At 30.4% G+C, this 20198-nt stretch carries 29 protein-coding genes and 1 pseudogene; 2 read left to right on the top strand and 28 right to left on the bottom strand.

Annotated features, from left to right (window positions below; genetic code table 11):
* Positions 1 to 2: 2 nt before the first annotated feature.
* Entirely contained in the window at positions 3 to 1103 is a 1101-nt protein-coding gene (locus QIA22_RS06435; protein WP_367611912.1) for a plasmid maintenance protein, read from the bottom strand.
* A 383-nt stretch (positions 1104 to 1486) separates the two neighbouring features.
* Between QIA22_RS06435 and QIA22_RS06430 the strand changes: the two genes are divergently transcribed.
* Positions 1487 to 2503: an ERF family protein gene (locus tag QIA22_RS06430; RefSeq protein ID WP_367611910.1), complete on the top strand. Its 1017-nt coding sequence runs from the start codon at positions 1487 to 1489 to the stop codon at positions 2501 to 2503.
* Between the two features lie 47 nt (positions 2504 to 2550).
* On the opposite strand, the gene QIA22_RS06425 is transcribed toward QIA22_RS06430, so the two are convergent.
* Positions 2551 to 3000: an Mlp family lipoprotein gene (locus QIA22_RS06425; RefSeq protein WP_367611956.1), complete on the bottom strand. Its 450-nt coding sequence runs from the start codon at positions 2998 to 3000 to the stop codon at positions 2551 to 2553.
* 171 nt (positions 3001 to 3171) lie between these two features.
* On the opposite strand from QIA22_RS06425, the gene revA reads away from it, so the two are divergent.
* Positions 3172 to 3672, top strand: coding sequence for a fibronectin-binding protein RevA (gene revA, locus QIA22_RS06420; protein ID WP_367611954.1), 501 nt, complete (start codon positions 3172 to 3174; stop codon positions 3670 to 3672).
* A 136-nt stretch (positions 3673 to 3808) separates the two neighbouring features.
* Here revA and QIA22_RS06415 read toward each other — a convergent pair whose 3' ends face one another.
* From QIA22_RS06415 to QIA22_RS06290, 26 genes and pseudogenes are all read right to left on the bottom strand, one after another.
* On the bottom strand, positions 3809 to 4162 hold the full coding sequence (locus QIA22_RS06415; protein WP_418456940.1) for a BBA14 family lipoprotein: 354 nt from the start codon (positions 4160 to 4162) through the stop codon (positions 3809 to 3811).
* On the bottom strand, positions 4155 to 4490 hold the full coding sequence (locus QIA22_RS06410) for a BlyB family putative holin accessory protein (protein WP_367611757.1): 336 nt from the start codon (positions 4488 to 4490) through the stop codon (positions 4155 to 4157). The genes QIA22_RS06415 and QIA22_RS06410 overlap by 8 nt, the downstream gene beginning before the upstream one ends.
* Positions 4480 to 4827, bottom strand: coding sequence for a BlyB family putative holin accessory protein (locus QIA22_RS06405; RefSeq protein WP_367611755.1), 348 nt, complete (start codon positions 4825 to 4827; stop codon positions 4480 to 4482). Before QIA22_RS06405 ends, QIA22_RS06410 begins: the two co-directional genes overlap by 11 nt.
* 3 nt (positions 4828 to 4830) lie before the next feature.
* Positions 4831 to 5034, bottom strand: a complete 204-nt coding sequence (gene blyA / locus QIA22_RS06400; protein ID WP_367611753.1) for a holin BlyA — start codon at positions 5032 to 5034, stop codon at positions 4831 to 4833.
* Positions 5035 to 5110: 76 nt separating this feature from the next.
* On the bottom strand, positions 5111 to 5923 hold the full coding sequence (locus QIA22_RS06395; protein WP_367611823.1) for a DUF685 domain-containing protein: 813 nt from the start codon (positions 5921 to 5923) through the stop codon (positions 5111 to 5113).
* 9 nt (positions 5924 to 5932) lie between these two features.
* The gene (locus QIA22_RS06390) at positions 5933 to 6538 is read right to left on the bottom strand and encodes a DUF735 family protein (RefSeq protein WP_418456951.1); all 606 of its coding nucleotides are present in this window, start codon (positions 6536 to 6538) and stop codon (positions 5933 to 5935) included.
* A 5-nt stretch (positions 6539 to 6543) separates the two neighbouring features.
* Positions 6544 to 7422: a DUF276 domain-containing protein gene (locus QIA22_RS06385; RefSeq protein ID WP_367611819.1), complete on the bottom strand. Its 879-nt coding sequence runs from the start codon at positions 7420 to 7422 to the stop codon at positions 6544 to 6546.
* Complete coding sequence (locus QIA22_RS06380; protein WP_010883875.1) at positions 7419 to 7751, bottom strand: DUF2634 domain-containing protein; 333 nt, start codon at positions 7749 to 7751, stop codon at positions 7419 to 7421. The genes QIA22_RS06385 and QIA22_RS06380 overlap by 4 nt, the downstream gene beginning before the upstream one ends.
* 29 nt (positions 7752 to 7780) lie before the next feature.
* Positions 7781 to 8335, bottom strand: a complete 555-nt coding sequence (locus QIA22_RS06375; protein ID WP_418456949.1) for a DUF777 family protein — start codon at positions 8333 to 8335, stop codon at positions 7781 to 7783.
* A 13-nt stretch (positions 8336 to 8348) separates the two neighbouring features.
* Positions 8349 to 9299, bottom strand: a complete 951-nt coding sequence (locus tag QIA22_RS06370) for a DUF693 family protein (protein WP_367611950.1) — start codon at positions 9297 to 9299, stop codon at positions 8349 to 8351.
* A gap of 3 nt (positions 9300 to 9302) precedes the next feature.
* On the bottom strand, positions 9303 to 9911 hold the full coding sequence (locus QIA22_RS06365; protein ID WP_367611949.1) for a DUF792 family protein: 609 nt from the start codon (positions 9909 to 9911) through the stop codon (positions 9303 to 9305).
* 36 nt (positions 9912 to 9947) lie between these two features.
* Positions 9948 to 11228, bottom strand: coding sequence for a DUF759 family protein (locus QIA22_RS06360; protein ID WP_367611947.1), 1281 nt, complete (start codon positions 11226 to 11228; stop codon positions 9948 to 9950).
* Positions 11229 to 11235: 7 nt separating this feature from the next.
* Positions 11236 to 11472, bottom strand: a complete 237-nt coding sequence (locus tag QIA22_RS06355; protein ID WP_012672310.1) for a DUF1322 family protein — start codon at positions 11470 to 11472, stop codon at positions 11236 to 11238.
* Positions 11469 to 11924 carry a DUF1473 family protein gene (locus tag QIA22_RS06350; protein WP_367611945.1) on the bottom strand — a complete coding sequence of 152 codons (456 nt, stop codon included), beginning with the start codon at positions 11922 to 11924 and terminating at the stop codon, positions 11469 to 11471. The genes QIA22_RS06355 and QIA22_RS06350 overlap by 4 nt, the downstream gene beginning before the upstream one ends.
* 15 nt (positions 11925 to 11939) lie before the next feature.
* Positions 11940 to 12368 (bottom strand): DUF1463 domain-containing protein, encoded by a 429-nt coding sequence (locus QIA22_RS06345; RefSeq protein ID WP_010258866.1) that lies wholly within the window; start codon positions 12366 to 12368, stop codon positions 11940 to 11942.
* 15 nt (positions 12369 to 12383) lie between these two features.
* Positions 12384 to 13496, bottom strand: a complete 1113-nt coding sequence (locus QIA22_RS06340; protein ID WP_367611943.1) for a DUF787 family protein — start codon at positions 13494 to 13496, stop codon at positions 12384 to 12386.
* Positions 13477 to 14046 carry a DUF764 family protein gene (locus tag QIA22_RS06335; RefSeq protein ID WP_367611941.1) on the bottom strand — a complete coding sequence of 190 codons (570 nt, stop codon included), beginning with the start codon at positions 14044 to 14046 and terminating at the stop codon, positions 13477 to 13479. The genes QIA22_RS06340 and QIA22_RS06335 overlap by 20 nt, the downstream gene beginning before the upstream one ends.
* Positions 14043 to 14432, bottom strand: coding sequence for a hypothetical protein (locus QIA22_RS06330; protein ID WP_367611939.1), 390 nt, complete (start codon positions 14430 to 14432; stop codon positions 14043 to 14045). Before QIA22_RS06330 ends, QIA22_RS06335 begins: the two co-directional genes overlap by 4 nt.
* The gene (locus QIA22_RS06325; RefSeq protein ID WP_367611937.1) at positions 14420 to 14803 is read right to left on the bottom strand and encodes a DUF1506 family protein; all 384 of its coding nucleotides are present in this window, start codon (positions 14801 to 14803) and stop codon (positions 14420 to 14422) included. The genes QIA22_RS06330 and QIA22_RS06325 overlap by 13 nt, the downstream gene beginning before the upstream one ends.
* The gene (locus QIA22_RS06320; RefSeq protein WP_367611797.1) at positions 14803 to 15258 is read right to left on the bottom strand and encodes a DUF3890 domain-containing protein; all 456 of its coding nucleotides are present in this window, start codon (positions 15256 to 15258) and stop codon (positions 14803 to 14805) included. Before QIA22_RS06320 ends, QIA22_RS06325 begins: the two co-directional genes overlap by 1 nt.
* A 19-nt stretch (positions 15259 to 15277) precedes the next feature.
* Complete coding sequence (locus tag QIA22_RS06315) at positions 15278 to 16237, bottom strand: hypothetical protein (protein ID WP_367611935.1); 960 nt, start codon at positions 16235 to 16237, stop codon at positions 15278 to 15280.
* Positions 16238 to 16258: 21 nt separating this feature from the next.
* Positions 16259 to 16831: a DUF228 domain-containing protein gene (locus QIA22_RS06310; protein ID WP_367611933.1), complete on the bottom strand. Its 573-nt coding sequence runs from the start codon at positions 16829 to 16831 to the stop codon at positions 16259 to 16261.
* Between the two features lie 29 nt (positions 16832 to 16860).
* On the bottom strand, positions 16861 to 17625 hold the full coding sequence (locus QIA22_RS06305; protein ID WP_418456945.1) for a DUF228 domain-containing protein: 765 nt from the start codon (positions 17623 to 17625) through the stop codon (positions 16861 to 16863).
* 7 nt (positions 17626 to 17632) lie between these two features.
* Positions 17633 to 18189: pseudogene (locus QIA22_RS06300) on the bottom strand (DUF228 domain-containing protein).
* A gap of 11 nt (positions 18190 to 18200) precedes the next feature.
* Positions 18201 to 18893: a DUF1357 family protein gene (locus QIA22_RS06295; protein ID WP_367611931.1), complete on the bottom strand. Its 693-nt coding sequence runs from the start codon at positions 18891 to 18893 to the stop codon at positions 18201 to 18203.
* Between the two features lie 16 nt (positions 18894 to 18909).
* On the bottom strand, positions 18910 to 20133 hold the full coding sequence (locus tag QIA22_RS06290; RefSeq protein ID WP_367611785.1) for a phage portal protein: 1224 nt from the start codon (positions 20131 to 20133) through the stop codon (positions 18910 to 18912).
* Positions 20134 to 20198: the final 65 nt, after the last annotated feature.

Below are 20198 nucleotides of genomic sequence, written 5' to 3'. Positions count from 1 at the left end.
CCTCATACGACCTTTATGTTAAATTCTTCTATGACTAAAGATTTTCTTTTATTTTTTATTATTTCTAATAATTCAAGATGATATGTGCCAAATACTTTATTGTATTCTATTTTCTTCTGGTTATTCAAATATTCTTTTACAATGGATTTTAGAATTTCAATATTTATATCTTTTTTTAGTTGTTCAATAAGGATATTGAAAATGTTTGCCTTTAAATTTTGATAATTTTGTTGAGAATTTTGTTTTTTTCTTTCAATCAACTTTTCTAATTTACGTTTTATATTGTTTAAATCGTTATATTTATGCCTTTCAATAATAAAATGAGGCTTATATTTGTAATTTTCGTATACTTTTTGTAAATTTGTCTTTAATTGTTCGGGATTATATCCATTTTTTTCGAATTCTTTCTGAGTGTTATTTAGAATTCTTTTTAGTTTCTCTTGCTTTTCTTTAAAGCAAGATTTGTTTAAATTTGTGTTTTTTAGCAATTTATTTTCAACTCTTTTTATGTTTTTTATTATTTTAATCATAGTATCTTTATCAACATTTAATGTTAATAAAAATGGAAGAAATTCTTTGTATAATAAGTTACTTTTATTGAAATACTTTATTACTTGATATTTTTCTATTTCTTTAATCTTTCTTTCTTCTTTTATATTATTTTTATTACTTAAACACTCCATTGAATTTACACTACCATTTTTAGAAATATCGTCTTTAAAATGGTTATTAACTCTAGATTTAAATCTAGAGTTTTTTCGTTCTTTAAAGTACTTGTTTATTTTCTGGTAACATTCTTTTTTAGGATACTTAAGCTTATAGTAAATTTCAGTCCCACAATTTACCCCCATGTGTTGGTAGTAGTTAGTTGTTACTTTTAATACTTTTTCTAATTTATAAAGATAATTTTGCATTGTTCTTAGTGTAGTGGGAGCTAGTCCATTTCTTTTGAGATTTTCGTTAAAGCAGTAGAGTATGTTTTGTTGTGTGTATTTTTTATCTTTTTTGTTTAGATAATCTAGTGTTGAAGTAAGAGATATTAACTTATGCTGGTGTTTGTTGTGGCAAGTGGGATTTTTTGTTTTACTTGGAAAATCTTTCATTTTCTTTCTCCGTTTATTGATATTCATAATTACTATTATGATGCAAGATTTTGATTTAAAAGTAAATACTTTTCTAAAAAAATATTAAATTTTAATTATTAATTTTGTTAAATAATAATTAAAATTTGTAATTTAGTAAAAATATAAATTGATTTTAATTCTAAGTTGAATTATACTACAAATAGCGTAGTAAAATGTCTGCATTTTTCCTACCGTTTATTGAAATTTGAAAAAATAATAGTGGGAGCTTAACTAAGTTCTTTGGTAAAAGGATTTAGTTAAGTCCCACTTCTTTTTTGTAAAATTTTTTGTAAAAAAGTTGGCAAAAATAGTTTTTGCTATATATTTATTTTTATAAATATCAATAATCGGAGGAAAACAAAATGACAAACATGTCAAACAATAATAATCAAGAAATACAAAATAATATTCAAGCAGAAATAGACTTCTTAAGAGACATGAAAACCCTAATGAAGAACTTGCCACGTATTGACAAAAGTCTTAAAGGATATGGATATAAATATCAGGATTTCAATGACATATTAGAAGAAATTGAAAACGTTATTGAAAAGCACAATTTGGATCTTATGTTTAGGCAATTTCCAATTTCTGTAGAGGGTCAATATGGCATAGTTGATTATATTAGGACTACATTCTACAGTACAAGTACTGGGTACAGAGAGTCATTTGATACGCGAATTCATACAGAAAAATTACAATGGAATAGTGAAAATGGTTCTAAAAATGTAAATACATTGCCACAATTTGTTGGTTCAGCTATTACTTATTTTAAAAGGTACGCTTTAGTTGCATGTCTTAACATAAAAAGTGAAATGGATACTGATGCAGCGCCTATTTACAATAATTATGAAAACAAAAATTCTATGCCTAATAAGCAATCTAGTGTTAATCAAAAACAAGAACAAAAAAGGGAACAAAAACAAGAGATTAATCAAATTCAGAAAAATAACACTATTCAAAACCAGAAAAGAGATATTAAGCAAGAACAAAAAAAAGATAGGTTTTATTATTACAGTATTTTTAAAGAAGCGTTGTCTAATATAAAAAATTGGGTAAATAGCCCTACAACAAAAGATAATATAAACTCAATTATTCAAAAAATAAGCTTTATTCAGAATATAGCCCCCAATAATTTTGATGATATCAAGAAAATTGAATCTGATTTAATCTCGTATTTTGAGAAAAATAGTGATTTTAAGAGTGTAAACTATTGGGCGGAGATTATAAAAAACTATTTCAAGAAAAACAATAGATTAAAGGATTTGCAAGATTTTGAAAAGTTTATGGCGTTTAAGAGGACTATTTATGGCCCTAGTCCATTAATATTCTTTAGTGTCTTAAAAGAATACGAACGTTTTGATGAGATATTTGCAGCATAGCAAGATTTTTACATGGTAAAGCCCCCATTATGGGGGCTGCTATATTACTACTGAGCTTGCTGGGCTTCACAAGTACTACTTGCGCTATTTTTGAAATCATTTATACCGCTGCCAAGTGCTCCTTCAACCACGGCTTTGAAAGTGGTTTTTTGATTTTCTGCATTTTCTCCAGTACATTTATCAAGTTCACTTTTTATATGATCAAGCGCTTCTTTTATTTTTGACTCATCATATCCTAAAAATTTATCAAATTCTCCGTCTTTAGTAAGAGCGGTTTTTAACCAATCAAGTTGTTTTTTTTGGTCTTCAGATAGCTTTTCTCTAAGCAATTCTTCTTTAGATTTTGGTTTTTCTTGTTGTACTTCTTCTTTTTTTAAATCACGTTTTTTTCTGCTTTTTGTTTGTTGGGCATTGTTTTTTAAAGTGTCATTATCATTAGAATTACAGCCGTTTAGCATTAGTAAAAATAAACAAAATAATATGTTGATGATTTTCATTTTCATTTCCTTCCCTTATCTCTAGTACAATATGTTAAGTAAAAATAAAATTTATTCTTGTAATTATAGAGCCTATTTTTATAAATCATTAAAGAGATTAATTGAGAGATTCATATTTTTTGAATGTTGCGCTAGCTTTAATTTCATTATTATTAAATATAGGAGTAACTAATGAAAAATAAAAATACAGTTAAATTATTTTTTATATTAATGTTATTTGTAATGGCTTGTAAAGCAGACGTAGGAGAAAAGAATCAATACGCAGAAGAAGAAAATCAAATAAATTTATTAATGTCAGGCGTTTCAACTCTTAACGAAAAGACTAATCACAAAAAATTTAATGAGTATAAAGATAAGATAAATCAATTAAAAGAAAAGTTTAAAGATATAAATGATACAAAGCTTCAAGAAAAATTATTGGCTTTAGAAAAGCTATTTAATGATAAATTGGCAGCTAAATTAGCAGCGTTAAAAGCAGCTAAAGAAAAAATTGATGGTTTTGATAATAAGGAGAATAATAAAGAAAATATATGGTCAGAAGCGAAATTGGTTGGAGTAACTGTACCGCTCTATGGAAATAATACTGCTGGTAATAAAGGACAAGAAATGGCTACAAAAGCTGTAGAGCAGATAGAGAAAATAATAAAATTCCTAGAAGAAGGTACAAATTAATTAATAAATACTCATCTTAAAAATGTTAAAATCTAGATATTACATTTGCTTTAATCTAATATCTAGATTTTCTTCTATTATAAGAGCCAATTTGATTATAAAGTAGAATTTCTTGCAAGAAAAACCTTTTTGTAATTTACATTTTTAATTGGGAATATTTATTATATACTTTTTCCGCTATTGGTTTTGTTTTTTTAATGTACTCTAAATATATGTTTATATTATGTCTTACCGCAGGTATAGAGTGTTCGTCTTTTAATGTTGATAAGTCTGGATAAGGATATTCTGGATAATTTGGATCATTAACTTTAACCTTTGTTTTAGCTAAAAATGTTACAAGGTACATAACATACTCTGAAAGTTGTGTTTCATATTTGGCTAAATATTTTAGTGTTTGAATAATTGGAGGTTTTGGCTCTTCTGGTAGGTTGGCAATAGTAGTACAACACAATAGTAAAGCAATTAGTAGACAATGCAATTTCTTAAGCATTTTCACTCCTTTTAAGCATTTTGATATATTCTTTCATAATTTTGTTGCGTGTTGCTTTAAGTGAAGTGATAATTTTTTTATTTTTGTCAGCAGAGATAGCCTCTATTATCTCAATATTGTATTTTAAAATGTCTTGTATTTCTTCAAATATTTTCATTGACGCAGCTGTTTCCATAGATTTTAGTGTGCTTATATATGTTTTGTAGAAAAAGTCTATTACTTTACTAAAAGTATTGATGTAATTATGATCTATGTTTGTATCAGTTTTAGCTATATTAGTTAAGCTGGATAGTAAATTAAGCCCCAAACCAATAGTGTTATTTTGCATTATTTGGTCTTTCCTTATAGATAGGGGTTCCTTCCCGATTGAATTTCAGATCATTAGATATTTTGAGATTTTTTTCATTAGAATTAACTAAATCAATGCATTGATTGATTTTTTCATTTAATGGAGCGAGTGCTTTATTTATTGTTGGGGTTAATGCACTCTCAAGTCTTTCCATATTTGCTGTATAGATTAATTTATAATGAGAATACAGCTCATAAAGCAAAAAGAATCCTTTATGTGCAATTTCATCAAATTCATCTTCAAATTTAGAAAATATATCAATAAGGGTTGATAAAGATGTAAGTCCAAGCTCAACATTATCTTTAGATAATTTCATAAGTTAATCTCTTTTTTTAATGTGATTTTTGCCATTCCCATTGCCATTCTTAAAAAGCTTGCCTATTACAATAGTCAAAATGTCTTTTAATAAAGGCTTAAGAAGAATTAACACTCCTAAAACCAGTACTGTTACAAAAATCATTACGGCTATAAGTTTAATTTCATTTAAATTGATAAGAAGTTCGGTTATTTTAATACTATCCATTTTTTAATCCTTCATTTTAATTTTTTTAGTTTTATATGTATATTATATATCAAAACCATAATTTTTGCTAAAAATTTTATAATTTGCAAAAATATGGGACCGGATTTCCTGATATGTGGACTCTTTTTTGTATATACCATCCTTTGTACATAGGAACTCGAATAGATACTGAAGAGGAGCCCTGATGCAGATAAACTAGGTTTTTTTGACTTTCATCGGAATACCGTACATGTAATGATTTCCTCCCATTGCTCTGGTGTTTTATGTCAATATCAATATCAAGGTAAACTGGATCATCGTCACTACTTTTATTACAATAAAGAGTTACATCACCGTAATCGTCCATATTAATAATCGTTCTTTTACCCTTGTATTCATGCGGATAGAAGGCAGTACCTGAAGTTTTATTGCCGATAGGAAGATACTCGGATGGTAAGCCAAGCAGTTGTTTAGGAACGGGTGTTTTTTGAATAGTGCCGAAAAGACGAAGTGTTAAAAGATAGTCATCTTTAGATAGAGTGGTAGATGATATGCCACTTTCAAGGGAAGATCTTATTTTTCCATAAAGATTTGAAAGTTTACTAGATTCATTCTCAATTAGCTTGTCAACGATTAAATCGTAAATGCTTTTTATAAAATCTTTATCAGCTACAAGTTCAGTAGCGATTGTAGACTTAATTATCTCTTTAAAATAGCCTAGCTCTTCGCCTTTAAATGTTTGGTGATTAACGGTTTTTAAGAAGTTTTTAAAGGTGATAGCATTGCTGCTTGCAGCTCCATCATCAAGCAGTAAAAGATCAGTATTGTTAACGGTCGTAACCTTATTTAAATCTTTTATTTGAACTATTTCTTCTTCATCAATCAGTAATTTTTCTTGATCATCAGCCATAAAACCTCCTTAGTTGTTAAAAGTTATAATATTGTTACCATCTGTATTATTAATTTTGAGAACTCTACCAATAGGAATAATTCTCTTAATAAAAGCATAAATTGAATGATCATATCCTTTAGGAAGTGAGTTAAATACTAAAGCTTTTTTCGATGCAGCATATCCCGGTTTCTTTTCTCTAAGTAATATCTTTTTAAGACGTTTCCCTTTTTTAGTGCTAGGCGAAATAAAGGTAGTAAAGTTTGTTTTTATTACCCCTTTTAAAGAGATATCAATAACCCCAGCTTCAGGAGTAGTAACTTCAATGTCCACATTTAAAAAGGTCTTGAAAATCAGTCTAAATGACTCATCAGTACCAATATGCCGTAAAGCAAAAATAACGCTATTAATATTGCTTGTAATACTTCGTAAAGTTTGAGTTTTTGCATAAAAGATAGATAAAACTTGAGATATCCATATTGCAATATATCTTGATTTTATATTTTCTATTGCATTAATGGATATGAAGTTGGAATTAAGAGTCTTAAGCTCATTAAGTAGTGCTTGTGCATATTCTGTTTCTGTACGTATAAATTTATGAATCTCAGTGCCATTAAATAAATTAGATATTTTCATATTTGTTAACTATCCATATCAATAAGCAATCGATCTGTAGTATTGAAAAGTAGCATTGTATCATCAGTAATAGAAATATCTTGATTTTTTTTAAAATCGCTATCAGTAATTTTTGCAATACTCTCAGTGTCTGCATCTTTAATACAAGCACTTATTTCCATAAACTTAATTCCTTTAACTTCATTAACTGGAGCAAAAAAGTCTTGATATTCAAAGCTAATTCCCATATCAGAATAGTTATTTGAAATAATCCTAGAATATATATCTCTAATTTGAGAATCTATGTTTAAGTAGAGGTAGTTTTTAAGGTCAAGTTTATACTTTACTTTCATGTAAACATATTTTCTTTTTCCTAGTGATATTTTGTAGGATTTGCGTTGACCAGTTGAATTGAGGCCATCAATTTCTATGTCTCCCTCAAGTAAAGTACCACTAGGGGTTGTTAGATATAATGTTTCCCAAAGTTTTGCTTTAAATTCAGGACTGTTAATGTTAGATTTACTATTATCTAGTAAAGTTTCCTTTAGAATTAGATATATATTGGCTTTACCAGCTGCACTTTTAATATTGGTGTACTCAATCCCATCAAGATTAAGTAAAGCATTGCGAACCGCACTGTAAGTTGTGCTTTTAGAAGAAATGTGTTCTTCAATAGCAGCCCAATAAGTGCCACCCGGTTTCATTTTAGAAAAAAATAGATTAAGCTCATTAATTATTTCTTCTTCAATTAATGCTAAAGAAGACGCAATAATGTTATAAATTGAGCTTTGGTTATCATCAATATTAATCCCATAATTTACACGCAAATATTCTCTTTTCGATCTTACAATATCCTTAATTGTACGTTTTAAAATGCCAAAATCAGAATCAAAAACTATGCTCATAAATTAAACTCCATATTCAAAACATCGCCTGAGAAAAAAAAGGATATGTGTGCTTTATTGTCTTGTATAGTAGTTGAGATGTTTATTAAATCTAGGTTAAGTTCTTTAGATATTTCGTGAAAATAATTTTTTACAGCGTGAAGATTGTTAATTTTTAACAGTTTTAAAAGCAAGAAATAGTCCAGTCCCCAATGAGGAGCATAGCTTAAACTACCCCTTAAGGTTTTTAAAAATATCAAAAATCTTTGTTTTTGTTCTTCAATTCCATCAACAAGTGATAAATCGTTATTAAATACCAATTCAAAATTATTGCCTAATCTTAAATCCATACTATTAATTATACCATAATTAGCAAAAATTACTTAAACAAACTGTTGATATCAGAATTAATTTTAGTGGTTGCTATTTTTAGACTGACTGATTCAATTACTGGGCCTCCTTGTGTGGGTACGACTTTTATACCCTCAATAGCACTTACAATATTTTTGAGAATTGTTTTTAAGCTAGTTGTTTGGTTAGCTATTTCAATGTTATTGTTTGCTTTAATTTTAACAGTATCAGAGATTAGATTTAATGTTTTTGGGCTAATTGCACTAAGTATATAAAAATGATGTTTGTCAAAGTGAATATCGTCATTTTTATCAAAAATATTAACGCTTGATTGAAGTAGTAGAACGCAATCACCTTTTGATAGTTCTAAACTGATATTAGAGATATTTTTTGTGTGAATTTCTAAATCTTCAAATTCGGGTATTGTAACAATAGCTTCTTGAGTGTGTTGTTTAAACTCCTTTACAGTACCAATTTTAATTATAAAAATGTTTGAATAAATCCAATTTTTAACGTCCTCTTGTGTCAATGTATTTCCATAAATACGCTGGCTCATTCTGTAAATTGCATAGTCAATATCCATTCTAACTCCTTTATTACGCAGGCATCGGTGCAAAATTAGAGGCGTCATATAACTTAAGTGTTAATGAACAATCCCCTGTGTTACTAAGTCTTGCACTTGTTTCTAATATAGTGTTTTTGACAACTTTTCCCAACCCATCCCTAAAAGAAACTTTATCACCAACTCTTAGCTTATGTGTGAAAAATATTTGAGCGTTCCAATATATACGCCTTATCTTGAATTCAGGATCGATATCACTTTCTTGTTGTGGTATAAATTCAAGACCATAATCTTCTAATGCCTCGTAGTGAATATTTTTCCCCACTTGTTTGTAATTAATAAATATAAAATTGCATTCAATTTCAAAATTGTGATAACCTACATCAGTTATTATGTTATCCACGTATTTCCCTTTTTTTATTTTTTCAATAAACTCTTTTGGTGTTGCGGCATAAAAATTTTTGTCAATGATTTTAAGGCGATCTTTTTTATCCATATTAATGATATTGCGATTAGGAAATACAGATTCTATTGCTTCCTGCACTGTTTTGCCCTTGAAGTTTTTATTCTTTAACTCTCGATTAAAGAAATTGCTTTTAGTTAATAGACGAACTTCAAGCTCTACACTAAAATCTCCGCCGGGATAATCAGTACTCATGGGGGGTTCTAAAGTACCTGCCATTATGAAATCAAAATTTTTTTCATGAGCAAATTTCTTATAATATATTTTTACTATATCTCCCACTTTAATGTCGTCGGTGAAATCTAAAGGAAGATTCCAAAGTACAACTTTTGCTTGTTTGGAACTTATAGTATTTAATTCTGATGAAAACCTATTAGATATAGTAATATCAACATGAATTCCATCTTGTGTATTGATTGTAATTTTAGGAATTTTTTTTGGAAAAGGAGTTCCATCAATTGATTTTTTTGATGTATCTACATTGTAAAATTCAATTTTAAAATCATATTGTAGTAGCAACATTTTTTATCCTTTATATGGTTCTAATGCAAATGTTTTCACTATTTCCATTGATAGGCTAACTTCAACCTCATCAATAAAAGGAGTGTCCTTAAACGAAAGACTCGTAATTACAGCTAATTCTTTAAGGCCAAAAGTCGGACTATATATACTAAAAGGAACTTGTGCTTGTATTCGATTAGCTAGTTGTTCTTTTACAAGATGAGCGTCAAAACGTAGTAGAGTGTTGCCAAAAACGGTCATTTTGAGTAGAGAAAGCATATCTTTATATAAAGATGTGAGTATTCCACTGCTTAATGAAATATGTTCTCCAGTCATTACTGGATTGTAGCTGACATATTCTGCTTTTCTATCATAATAGTTGATTATAGGCCTTTTAGAACAGCTAGTGTTATAAGTTCGTGATATTAGCTGATTTTTAGGTTTTATAAAAAACAACTGTGGTACATATCCAAAACCTTTTAAATCCATTCTTGGGAATAGTACCAAAAAGTTATCTGCACCAAAAAGAGCAAATATTTGGGTTGTTACATCTCTTACTATATAAGTAATCTCCATGATTTTTTTCTTAGTTTCAATATCATTATTATTAGTAATTTTTTTGTTAATTTTCATAAGAATTGCCTTTTTATCTACCTTTTCCCAATCATTTTATTTAAACCAACTTGCTAGTTTTGATATTTGTTTCGCAAGCCAGCTATTTTCAATCATTGCCCATAAATCTCTAAATGGCTGAATTATAGGATCTACAATAGCTGAAACCATGTTGCCTATAATTCCAGTAATGCCTCCTTGTTCATAGGTTTTCATAATTCCTTTAACCCATTCAATTATTTCTGAAGCTCCTTTAAGCACTGGCTCCATGCCTGCAGCAGTCACATCCATAAGAGATTGTTCAAGGTTGATCAAATTGCTATCAATTTTTTCCTTCTCTCCGGCAAATTCAGTAAGATTAAAAGAATGAAAATCCGCAGCCACTTTTTGTAATTCAGTAAGTCTAAATCCAAAATCTTTGTGCATAGCGGATTTTTGAAAGTTATCTTTGGCTGTTTGTGTATATTTCCAGCCGACTGTTGTGCCTACCATAATCTTATAAAGCATGTCTCCATTTCCTCTAAGATAATCATCAATAGCTGCTGCAGCCTCTTCCATGCTAGCCTGACCGCTAGATACAAGTTCGGCCATAAAATTTCCTGTATTTTTTAAATTAGTTCCATTTAACTTGTCCATTTCTGTTAGAGTGCCCTTGACTAGAGTAAAATGACGCAAAAATTCTTCTTTTTCTAAGTCACGCTCAAATCCTTTTTTCCCGTGAAAAATACCCTTTTCTTTTTCATCTCCCATAAGTATTTTTCGTTGTTCTGTTGTATAAAATGCGGTATTGAGTTTTTGAGCTTTTTCTTTTTTAGAAACTTCTACAACTGATTTTTTAATAAATCCTGTAACAAACCCAATAATCCCGCCTCCAACTTTACTTACAGCATTGCCAATGACATTTCCAAGAGCACTACCTATTGCAATTTTGGCAACAAGGCCTTTTCCTTGAGAGGCCGCTAGCATTTTACTTTTTGCTTTTGATTCTTTTGCAAGTTCTTTAAACTCAAGACGTCTTTTATCTCTATCAGACATTAAAGATCTTTTGAAAGCCTCTTTTCTGGCTTTTTCAAAACCCATGCCCTGTTTCATAAGTTTTTTAGTCTGTGTAAGTCTATATTTCTCAACACGCTCTCTTAAGCTTTCGAATTTAGATTGTCTGTTAAGTTCTTTTTTCTTGTCCGACAAATTATTCTTTACAATATCTTTAGTACTCCCTAAACTAGATTTTTTAGGTTTAAGATATTTTTCCATTTTGGAAATATCTTGTTCAATAGCCTTTTTTGTTGCAGCATGATCAAGAATACCTTTAAATTTAATGGTGAATTTGTCGCTCACTGAGCCCTCACTTGCTTAAAATTAATTCATACAATTCTTTTTCTAATTTAATATCAGCAAGTCTATTGACCTCTAAAAGCTCATCATAAGGCAATTTCTTAACCGAGTCGTATGAGCAAATATTCATAATTACTGGAAAATAGTATTTGTCGTTCTTAATCTCGTCAAGCAAGTTAAAATACTTTTTTCTAGTCTCATTAAGACTTGCAATAGCTTTATCAATATCTTTATTTCTCTTGCTCATTTATCAACCGGCTCATTGGAATTTGATGTAATTGATGAAAGTGAAGTGGCTACTTTTTCATAATCAAAATTTTCATTGATATAGTCAAAAGTAACAAAATCACCAACATTATTTTCATACTCACTCAAATATACTAAAGCGGGCTTTTTTAGATCATTGTCTAAATGAAAAGTATTAAATTGTGCAGTGTAAATTATTGCAATAAGATAGTCCTTATAATAAGAAATAAATTCTCTATTTTGATCCAAAATCAAATAGAATTCGTCTAAAAATTTTGGACTTATCATTAAGCTTGTAATTTCTCTTAAGTATTTGACCTCATTAAGCTTTAAAATAGCGTCACTTTGATTAAATCCGAGTACTCTATCCCATTCATAGACCGGTAATACTCTTAGTGGATATTCATAGGTTTTATTTTTAGTTAAAATTTTCATTTTATATCTCATTATCATGATAAGACTCTCCTTTTAAGTGTTGTTCGGTTTAGATTTTTGGCAATTAATAGCCCTAATTTCAAAAGATACTTTTTCGGCCTCAGCAGAATAACTTCTTGAAGGCTCTTCAGTAAAAATTGCATAATTAGAAATAATTTTGGTAGCAATTCTATCATTGAATGCTAAATCAAGCATTTTGTCCTCTTTTCTCACATCCATGTTGTAAAACTGTTCATCAGAAAGTTCAGTTAACAAAATGTAGTCATGACTGCCTAGTGTAACTTCAATATTGAAAACATAAGTTATCGTTTTGGGATCTCTTAAGCTTATTACAGGCATACCTTTATCTTCACTACTAATCACTGCTCTTGTTGTAGGTTCGCTTGTAAGCTCTAGCTTGCCACTATGTAACTGCGTACCACCAATTGAAAAATAAACTTCTCTTAAATCATAAAATTGCATTTTTTAGCCCCCCTTTTAAGCACTTAAACTGTTTTGATAATCAACTATATCTTGAGTAGTAATTACTAAAGCAACAGCATTAATGCTAAAGTTATAAGTAATATTCACACTAAGTTCTAATTTAAGTTGTGGTGTAGGAGAAATAGTAAGACTTAAATTCTTATACTCTATTATCAACCCTCTATCAATAAACCGTTTAAGTAGGCACTCAATTGCTGAAGTATATGCATTATCTCTAGAGCCACTAAGTTGTAGTGCAGATAATTTGCTATTTTGTCTGTTGTTTTTATTCCAAATTCTAATAAGCTCAATAATCGCTTCATTTTTTATATAATGATAAGTGAAAATCTCGTCTATTGGACTTCCAGCTAAATCAACACCCTCTTTAAAAGCAGGCATACCATCAAGGCCAGTTTCATTAAGAAGTGAGTAAAAGTTGATTTTTGCAGTTCGCAACTTTCCAATTACAGTGTCGTCAACAAGCGGTGTAGCAGCCAGCGGCATGCCATAAGGATTTACAGCATGGAAAATACTTGATTGATGCAAATATTGACTTATAAATTTAAGGTGTAAATTGTCTTTATTATTACTGTAAACAACAATATTTCTTTCTTTTTCAATATTGCCCTTATCTTTAAATAGTTCTTTTATTTCTTGTTCTTTAGTTGAGAATACAAAAAAAGTTGAAGGCATTTTGAATTTATTATAGTCATCTTTGTAAATTTTAAGCCCATCATCTGACGCATCGCCTTCAGTGTTAATAAGTACAACAAAAGAATGCCTATGTACTTTAAGATAATTTTTTAGCTCTTCAGGCTTATCCTTATAAATGAAAAGATCGACTGATTTTAATGACTCTTCACTTGAATTAAAAAAATTTAACATTGCGGTTTTAAGCAGTGTTTTTTCTTTTCCAAACTGATCTTCGCCATTTCCATTATCTTTTTCTAAAGTTTCAATTTGTTTTTCATAATTATTAACGGTTAAATTCAATATTTTATAGCTAGCAGCATCTTTGTTAACTTTGATTTTAGCTGTTTTGTAAACCAAGAGTGGATTGTAATAATTAGGCCTACTAGCTTGGATCCTAGAGTCAATAAAACTTACACTAATTGTATCTTGCGGCAATTTTGTATTCCTCCTTTAAAATTTCAATTGTTTTTACACTAGCATTGAATGCTATAGATGCACTGTATGCATGGTTGCTATATTTTGTGCCTAAATTAATAAGCCCAACTGTTTGCATATTAGATATTGGATAAATATAAAGGTTGATTTGGCTAATATATTCGGGTTGAGATTGACTTTCTAAAGTATACTTATGGGCTTTATTATGTAGAAAGTCACTAAGCATACTATAAAGTATCAACATACGCGAATTAGCGTCAAAATCTTGAGCGTTTAACACTATTGCAATAATATATACTTGAAAATTTACACTAAATTCCAAAGCATTCTCATAAAATGCACCGGCTCTAGAATTATGATCAAATAGATTTTCTGTGCCATCAAATTTCAATGCTATTATATTTGAGCTAGCAGCTGTGATTTTTGAAAGATATGGATGATTGTAGGTATTTATGATATCGCACTCAAAATTATTTTCAGTTGCATACGCCTTAAACCCTTTAAATATTTGGGTTAAATGATTTAATACCATATTTAAAGTGAAAATCATTCAACTGTTACCTTATAAGTAATCTCTGATAACATTTTGGCTGTATCAACAAGTGGAATTGCTGCAGTGTTACTACCCCGTTTAAACTTGCTTTTGATTGTATTGGCCTTTAAGGCTGGAGTGACTTGTGCTGATAGTAGATAATTTTCATAGTACCTGACAAAAGCTTGTCCAATAGCCTCCATTCCCGATTTAGGGTCAAGATTAAACTTAGAATTTATATAGCTATTATTGATATATTCTCTAAACTCAGAGCTACTAGCAATTTTGGTTAAATGTTTTCTTGCTGGTAAATTGCTACTCCCTTTTTCATGCATTTTAGCAATACCCGCACGACCACCAAACCACCCAATTTCCAATTCAATTTTAAATTCTAGCTTGTCCATATAAATTCCTTTAAAACCAAAGTAAAATATCCGATTGAAGAGTCAATACTAAATATTTCAAAGTAAACTAAATCTGCAATTGATATTCGGTCTTTAAGCTCATAGTTAAGGTCTTGATATGTGTAAAGTTTAGAATACCCTTGAATATCAGACATATCAGAGTCATAAAGCATTGCAAGTTCTTGTGGCCGTATGTCAATAATAACTCCTGCGAATTTAGTGTACTTATTTTTATCAAATACTCTCTGATAAGAAGAGTCATTTTCAAGCTTTACAATAGTGCCTTTATAAAACTTTAAGGGTTGCGGGTCCTTAAATACGTTGATCATGCGAAAGGACAGATCTGAAAGTCTTTTTCTAACACCATTCATTAGACAACCCCCACACAAGATGGCGTTGAAGTTTCTCTTTTTAGTTTTTCTAAAAATGCATCAAGTTGTGAACAAAAATTCTTATTTGATCCACAACCCCCCTCACCGCCTTCTTCGCCCCCACTACTACTAGGATAATAATCAAGTTCAAGTTCATTGAATTTTTCTTTTTTGATCCTATCAAATTCAAATTCTCGAACAACTCCCTGTTTTCTTAATTGACAACCCATGTGGTAGAAAGTAAGTAAAAATATTTGTTCATATGTAAGTGAACTGGCATCAATGCCGCGTGTTACTAGAATAGCTTGTAGTAAGGATAAATGAAGTAGAAAATTTTGCCTACTTAGTGCAAATTGGTCTATTCCTAATAGCAATAACACTTCTGAATGAAGTTTTGTCACTAAAAGTTCTTCTTCTCCCTCAGCTTGTGCTTGCAAGTTTTCTTGTTCACTCATTTTCACTTACCTTATACTTTTAACTTTGCTTTATGTTAACTTGCAAAATAGTTTTTCTAGTAGCAAGTAGACCGCCTAAAACAAAATCAATGTATGAATGAGCAATATCAGTTGAGTCTTTATCAACTTGTTCATTCGGTGTGGGTAGCATATACTTGCTAGGCTTAAATTTAATAAGCTCAGAATTTAGTGGATAAATGAGTATTTTATGTTTTAGCAAGTTTGAAGTTTCAATATAAACATCTTCTCTATTATTAATAGCCTTAATAGTCTGAATTAAAACATCTTCCCATTTTTCACAGCTACTTGCTGCACCCTGTCCTGCTGCGTATGGTTTTACGAGTTTAAGTGAAGTTGCTGGGTCAACTATTACCATCATAGGAGTGGAAAATTCATCTCCTAATTCTAACTTTGAAAGTCCCGCCTCAATCTTTTCAAAGATTTTATCCATTTTATCTTTATCACCACTAGCAACTTCTTCTTTTATCTGCTCAGGCATATTAAGTAGTCCATACATATTAGGAAGTAGGCGTTTTTGATTTTTTCCATCTTTTTGAATCGAAACGGTACCCGTTAGTACAAAGTGATTTATAAGTTTAATAATTTCACTACTTGCAAGTTTATAAGCTTGAGCAAAGGGCAGTAAATTATTATTAATGTCCCCAATATATGAGTCCGAAGTATAAAATTTCTCAGACGTCTGCTTTAAATGTCTGAATTTGTATTGTAATTTTAAATAATTAAGTCTTACCACTTCAGAACTAAAACCAATAGTTGAGATAGTATTAACCTCATTGGCAATTGTTGTAGGATTAGCATTTAAAAACGCGTCCCATTTTAAGGTTTTTTGATATCCCATTTGTAGATCAACATCTTCAATTTGATCAGGTGAAAACCATTTATACATAATAGGATCTTTAACTTCTCCTATGATATTAGCCACAGCTTTTGCATAATAATTTTCATCAAATAATTCCATATTAAATCCTCCCAAATTTTATTAATTTCTACTTATAGCTTTATTTCCAAATACCGCTACTTTTACCAAATAAACTTCATTGCTAATTTGTTTCGCATCAGTCAATGCTGTTGCATTAATAGTTGCTTTATTTGGCGCTCCAGTAACCTTTTCAAGGGCACCGTCTTTATTAAAAACAAGTTTGTCTTTTACTTTAACCGTAGAATCTTTTGCTACTAAGTAGCCCTCAAAATTATTGGTAATTGGCACAATAGTGGCTGTTTTACTAAACTCATCTATGTCAATGCATATTCCATATAAGTCTTCACCTCCACCAGCCTCAACATGTGGCTCATAGTGAATTTGATTTTCTTGAGCCTCTTGAATAACTCTTTTTACTCCACGCTTGTACGGATACCCCAAAAATGGATGATTTTCCAATTTGTCAAACTTACTAGTTCTAGTGCCTCCAGAAGCAAAAAATTCTACATTTTTGTCTCTAAATTCATTAGAATTGCTAAGCAAACTAGCGTCATGTTGGGGATTTTTCATGAACTTTTCAAGTTTACTTCTCTTTTCTTGATACTCTTTTACTAATTGCGTTGTATCTCCCATTTATTTACCTCCTTTTATTCGCCCAAGGCTTAACCACCGTCAGGTATTACTATTTTCTCAAGGCTTCTATTGCCAAAAATTGCAACTTTTATCAAATTAATAGAATACTCTTGCCTAGGATATCTAGCTTGATCTTGATTTCCATCTTCAGGTGCGAAATTGATTGTAAATGAATCAGATAAGGCATAGGCATTAATTACGGTTGGCGGCCCACCACCAGCCTTGATAATAACCCCATTGTTATTTATATCCAATATTTCTCCTATTTTTATGCTCGGATTTCTTGTAACAAGGTACCCCTCAAAGTTATTGGTAATTGGCAATACATACGCAGTGCAACTAAACTCACATACATCTACACATATCCCATACATATCAGTATCAGCTCCAACTTCCACATATATAGAGTTCTCTTTTGGAACAAGCTTAACGCCACGCTTGTATGGAAAACTATTTGCTGGATCGTAATGGTATTCCTCTATTTTGTCTGAATAACTTGAACACGCAAATGTATAAACATCAGCTCGCTCATTTTTGGATTTAAAACAACTGCTTGAACTGCTAAAAACCTTATTTTCAATCGAACTCATCGATTTTACATGTTTTTTGAATTTCAAAAGGACATCATCAAGTTCGTTAATTGCATCCAAATAGGGATCTTTTGCTTGCACATCTTCAGCTTGTCTTGCTTGCCGTTTAGCCCTAGGAGCAGCAGGAGCTTTTACCTCTAAATCTAACTGCGGGTTATCAACAGCGTCAAGATTTTCAACTTGCCCGTTACCTTTTAAATCCATAATTTAATTACCCTTTAATAGCTCTATTCCCAAATACACTAGCAAGCACTATAAATAAATCTTCGGTCAATTTATGTGCTTTTGAAAGCGCTATCGCATTAACAGCCTTTTGAGCCCCCGTGGTTTTTTCAAGTTCCCCATGTTGGTTAAAATTTAATTTATCTCCTGGATTTACACCATTTTGTCCTTCTTTCTTAAGCGTTAAATACCCAGTAAAGTTATTTGTAATTGGAATTACAGTTGCCATACCGCTAAACTCATCTATATCGGAACACACTCCATATAAATCGTCTCCACCTCCAGCCTCAACTTCTAGTTCTGTTGTTCCATCGCCAAAACTAAGCTTAACTCCACGCTTGTACGGATATCCTTTAGCAGGATAATTTTCTATTTTGTCTTTACTGCTAGTGCACACTCCATCAGAATTTGAAAAAATTAGGTTTTTGTCTCTAAAATCAATAGAATTGCTAAGTAATCCAGAATCTTGTTGGGGATTTTTCATTAATGCTTTAATTTCTGCAACTTTTTATTAAACTCTTCTTTAATTTTTGTAATATCACTCATTAAAAACTCCTTTAAGCAATACTTGTTCTTTTATGTCTTTTTAGATTTTCATAAAATTGAATTCGTCTTTGCTTGTAAGTATTACTTATCGCTTGTACAAATTCTGTAAAATTAATTGGAACAAAATTAGAATCAAGCAAACTTGCTCTCTCTTCTGATTTGGCAACAATATTGCCCTTAATAGAGTCAACAGAAGAAGAATTGCTACTCGCATTTTTTCTTAATTTAATATTCGCTTTTGCTAAAGAAACAAGTTGTTCTAATATCTCCCCATCGATATGACCAATATCTGACGCTTTAGCAATAGCTTTAATTTGCTCAATTGGAACAAACTTGCGAACAAGTTCTCTGCGTTGTGCTTGCATAATGTCTTTTAGTGTGTATCCTTTTGCAAGTAACACTTCCTTATTGAAATGGTTGCTAAGATGCGCTTTTGCAAGTGTATCAATTTCATTAATTCGCTCAGCCTCTAGTAATAATTGCTTTTCAATGCGCTCCCGCTCTTCAACTTCTGCAAGTTCTTTTGTTATTCGCTCATTTATACTTAAATCTCGACTTGTCTCTTTGGATTTACTATTTGCTTGTTCTTTAAAGCGCATGTACTCTTCAAATTCCTGCGCACTTATAACTTTAGTATCAGCCTTAATTTGCTGTTCTTCTTTATCTTGTGCTTGCAAGTCTTCTTTTTCTTCTTTCTCAGTCACTTTTTAACTCCTTTTCTCAAAATGAGAATAATTTCTCTTTTAACATCGCTAGCTCCTCATTATTAAAGGAACTACTCTGTATAAGCTGGTTATATTTACTGTAAAGCTCAATTAGCTTTATATCTCTTTCTACTTTTTGTTCTTCACTTAACATAATCAGCGAATTAAATTTCATATCAAGCCCGAAATACTTTGTAAGTTTTAAGTTACAAGAGGTCTCAACCTGTTCTTGTACGCCTTTTAAAAAATCGTAATAATTACTCCTATCACCTTTACCATCATTTCCTAGTCCTTTAGCCTGCTCATTAAAACTCCTAGTTAAGGGTTCTTTAGTATCAGCCCCAATTTTCGCCTTAATTAACGCTAACGCCTCCTTTAAGTAACTAAGGTCGTATTTAATAACCTCTAAACTAGCACTAGGAGTAGCCGTATAAAACATTCCCTCATTATTTAGATTGCTCTTAAGCCTAGCAAGCTCCTGTGCTAATGAGTTATTAAGATTTCTTAAATTAGAAATATCTTTACTATGATTGTTTGAATTTTGTTTTCTCAAAAAAGAAGATAAAATGCCACTTCCCCTATCATTATTGCTCTGAGTAAGTGCACTTAAAGAAGTTGTTGCGCTAGAGAGTGCGTCTTGTAATTGTACTAAAGATTCATCTTTGTAAAACAAGAAATTGTGGTTTTCAATACGTCTTTCTATTTCAACGTATATCTTTTCAAATAAATAAATATCTAATAAAAAACTTTCTGTATAACAAGGAACATATCTTTTTAAGATATAATCAAAGTTTTCATATATGATAAGTCGACTTTTATGTATCTTAACTGCGTCTATAGAATTGTTCTTATTGTTGGATTTTACTTTATAGGTTATATGATCAAAATCAACTCCCAAATCTCTTACATATTCATAATCAAGGTATTCAAAACCAATAGGTAATTCTATATTAACGGGTTGTTCGAGATCTATTAGGGTATCTTTGGTTTTTACTAAAACATAGCCAATCCCATGAAAACGGTAGCTTATAATACAATTAAGCAGAGCATTCTTAAGCTGTACCTTTAATCTAGCAAGTTCAACCTCGCTAACATTGTGGTCAGCGCTCTCAAGAACAAGTCCGTTCTTGAGACAATCTTCTGCTACATTTTCTATATAATTTCTAAAAAATATTGAATATTTATATAGTTCTAGTGAACTTATCTTATCTATTAATTTTGTTTTTCTTAAATCACACACCGTTTTACTTCTCTTTATTAAATTAGATGTATGATAGCAAAAACTAATATTTTTGTCAATAAAAT

Origin of the sequence: Borreliella kurtenbachii (genome assembly GCF_030437945.2) — a bacterium.
Lineage (GTDB): Bacteria > Spirochaetota > Spirochaetia > Borreliales > Borreliaceae > Borreliella > Borreliella carolinensis.
The sequence above is the reverse complement of the archived record's forward strand: the minus strand, read 5'-3'. Positions and strand labels throughout refer to the sequence as shown.

What these genes read in the sequence shown, in the direction of transcription:
- QIA22_RS06435 (WP_367611912.1), bottom strand. Translation starts at nt 1,103, where the DNA reads ATGAAAGATTTTCCAAGTAAAACAAAAAATCCCACTTGCCACAACAAA.
- QIA22_RS06430 (WP_367611910.1), top strand. Translation starts at nt 1,487, where the DNA reads ATGACAAACATGTCAAACAATAATAATCAAGAAATACAAAATAATATT.
- QIA22_RS06425 (WP_367611956.1), bottom strand. Translation starts at nt 3,000, where the DNA reads ATGAAAATCATCAACATATTATTTTGTTTATTTTTACTAATGCTAAAC.
- revA (WP_367611954.1), top strand. Translation starts at nt 3,172, where the DNA reads ATGAAAAATAAAAATACAGTTAAATTATTTTTTATATTAATGTTATTT.
- QIA22_RS06415 (WP_418456940.1), bottom strand. Translation starts at nt 4,162, where the DNA reads ATGCTTAAGAAATTGCATTGTCTACTAATTGCTTTACTATTGTGTTGT.
- QIA22_RS06410 (WP_367611757.1), bottom strand. Translation starts at nt 4,490, where the DNA reads ATGCAAAATAACACTATTGGTTTGGGGCTTAATTTACTATCCAGCTTA.
- QIA22_RS06405 (WP_367611755.1), bottom strand. Translation starts at nt 4,827, where the DNA reads ATGAAATTATCTAAAGATAATGTTGAGCTTGGACTTACATCTTTATCA.
- blyA (WP_367611753.1), bottom strand. Translation starts at nt 5,034, where the DNA reads ATGGATAGTATTAAAATAACCGAACTTCTTATCAATTTAAATGAAATT.
- QIA22_RS06395 (WP_367611823.1), bottom strand. Translation starts at nt 5,923, where the DNA reads ATGGCTGATGATCAAGAAAAATTACTGATTGATGAAGAAGAAATAGTT.
- QIA22_RS06390 (WP_418456951.1), bottom strand. Translation starts at nt 6,538, where the DNA reads ATGAAAATATCTAATTTATTTAATGGCACTGAGATTCATAAATTTATA.
- QIA22_RS06385 (WP_367611819.1), bottom strand. Translation starts at nt 7,422, where the DNA reads ATGAGCATAGTTTTTGATTCTGATTTTGGCATTTTAAAACGTACAATT.
- QIA22_RS06380 (WP_010883875.1), bottom strand. Translation starts at nt 7,751, where the DNA reads ATGGATTTAAGATTAGGCAATAATTTTGAATTGGTATTTAATAACGAT.
- QIA22_RS06375 (WP_418456949.1), bottom strand. Translation starts at nt 8,335, where the DNA reads ATGGATATTGACTATGCAATTTACAGAATGAGCCAGCGTATTTATGGA.
- QIA22_RS06370 (WP_367611950.1), bottom strand. Translation starts at nt 9,299, where the DNA reads ATGTTGCTACTACAATATGATTTTAAAATTGAATTTTACAATGTAGAT.
- QIA22_RS06365 (WP_367611949.1), bottom strand. Translation starts at nt 9,911, where the DNA reads ATGAAAATTAACAAAAAAATTACTAATAATAATGATATTGAAACTAAG.
- QIA22_RS06355 (WP_012672310.1), bottom strand. Translation starts at nt 11,472, where the DNA reads ATGAGCAAGAGAAATAAAGATATTGATAAAGCTATTGCAAGTCTTAAT.
- QIA22_RS06350 (WP_367611945.1), bottom strand. Translation starts at nt 11,924, where the DNA reads ATGATAATGAGATATAAAATGAAAATTTTAACTAAAAATAAAACCTAT.
- QIA22_RS06345 (WP_010258866.1), bottom strand. Translation starts at nt 12,368, where the DNA reads ATGCAATTTTATGATTTAAGAGAAGTTTATTTTTCAATTGGTGGTACG.
- QIA22_RS06335 (WP_367611941.1), bottom strand. Translation starts at nt 14,046, where the DNA reads ATGATTTTCACTTTAAATATGGTATTAAATCATTTAACCCAAATATTT.
- QIA22_RS06330 (WP_367611939.1), bottom strand. Translation starts at nt 14,432, where the DNA reads ATGGACAAGCTAGAATTTAAAATTGAATTGGAAATTGGGTGGTTTGGT.
- QIA22_RS06325 (WP_367611937.1), bottom strand. Translation starts at nt 14,803, where the DNA reads ATGAATGGTGTTAGAAAAAGACTTTCAGATCTGTCCTTTCGCATGATC.
- QIA22_RS06320 (WP_367611797.1), bottom strand. Translation starts at nt 15,258, where the DNA reads ATGAGTGAACAAGAAAACTTGCAAGCACAAGCTGAGGGAGAAGAAGAA.
- QIA22_RS06315 (WP_367611935.1), bottom strand. Translation starts at nt 16,237, where the DNA reads ATGGAATTATTTGATGAAAATTATTATGCAAAAGCTGTGGCTAATATC.
- QIA22_RS06310 (WP_367611933.1), bottom strand. Translation starts at nt 16,831, where the DNA reads ATGGGAGATACAACGCAATTAGTAAAAGAGTATCAAGAAAAGAGAAGT.
- QIA22_RS06305 (WP_418456945.1), bottom strand. Translation starts at nt 17,625, where the DNA reads ATGGATTTAAAAGGTAACGGGCAAGTTGAAAATCTTGACGCTGTTGAT.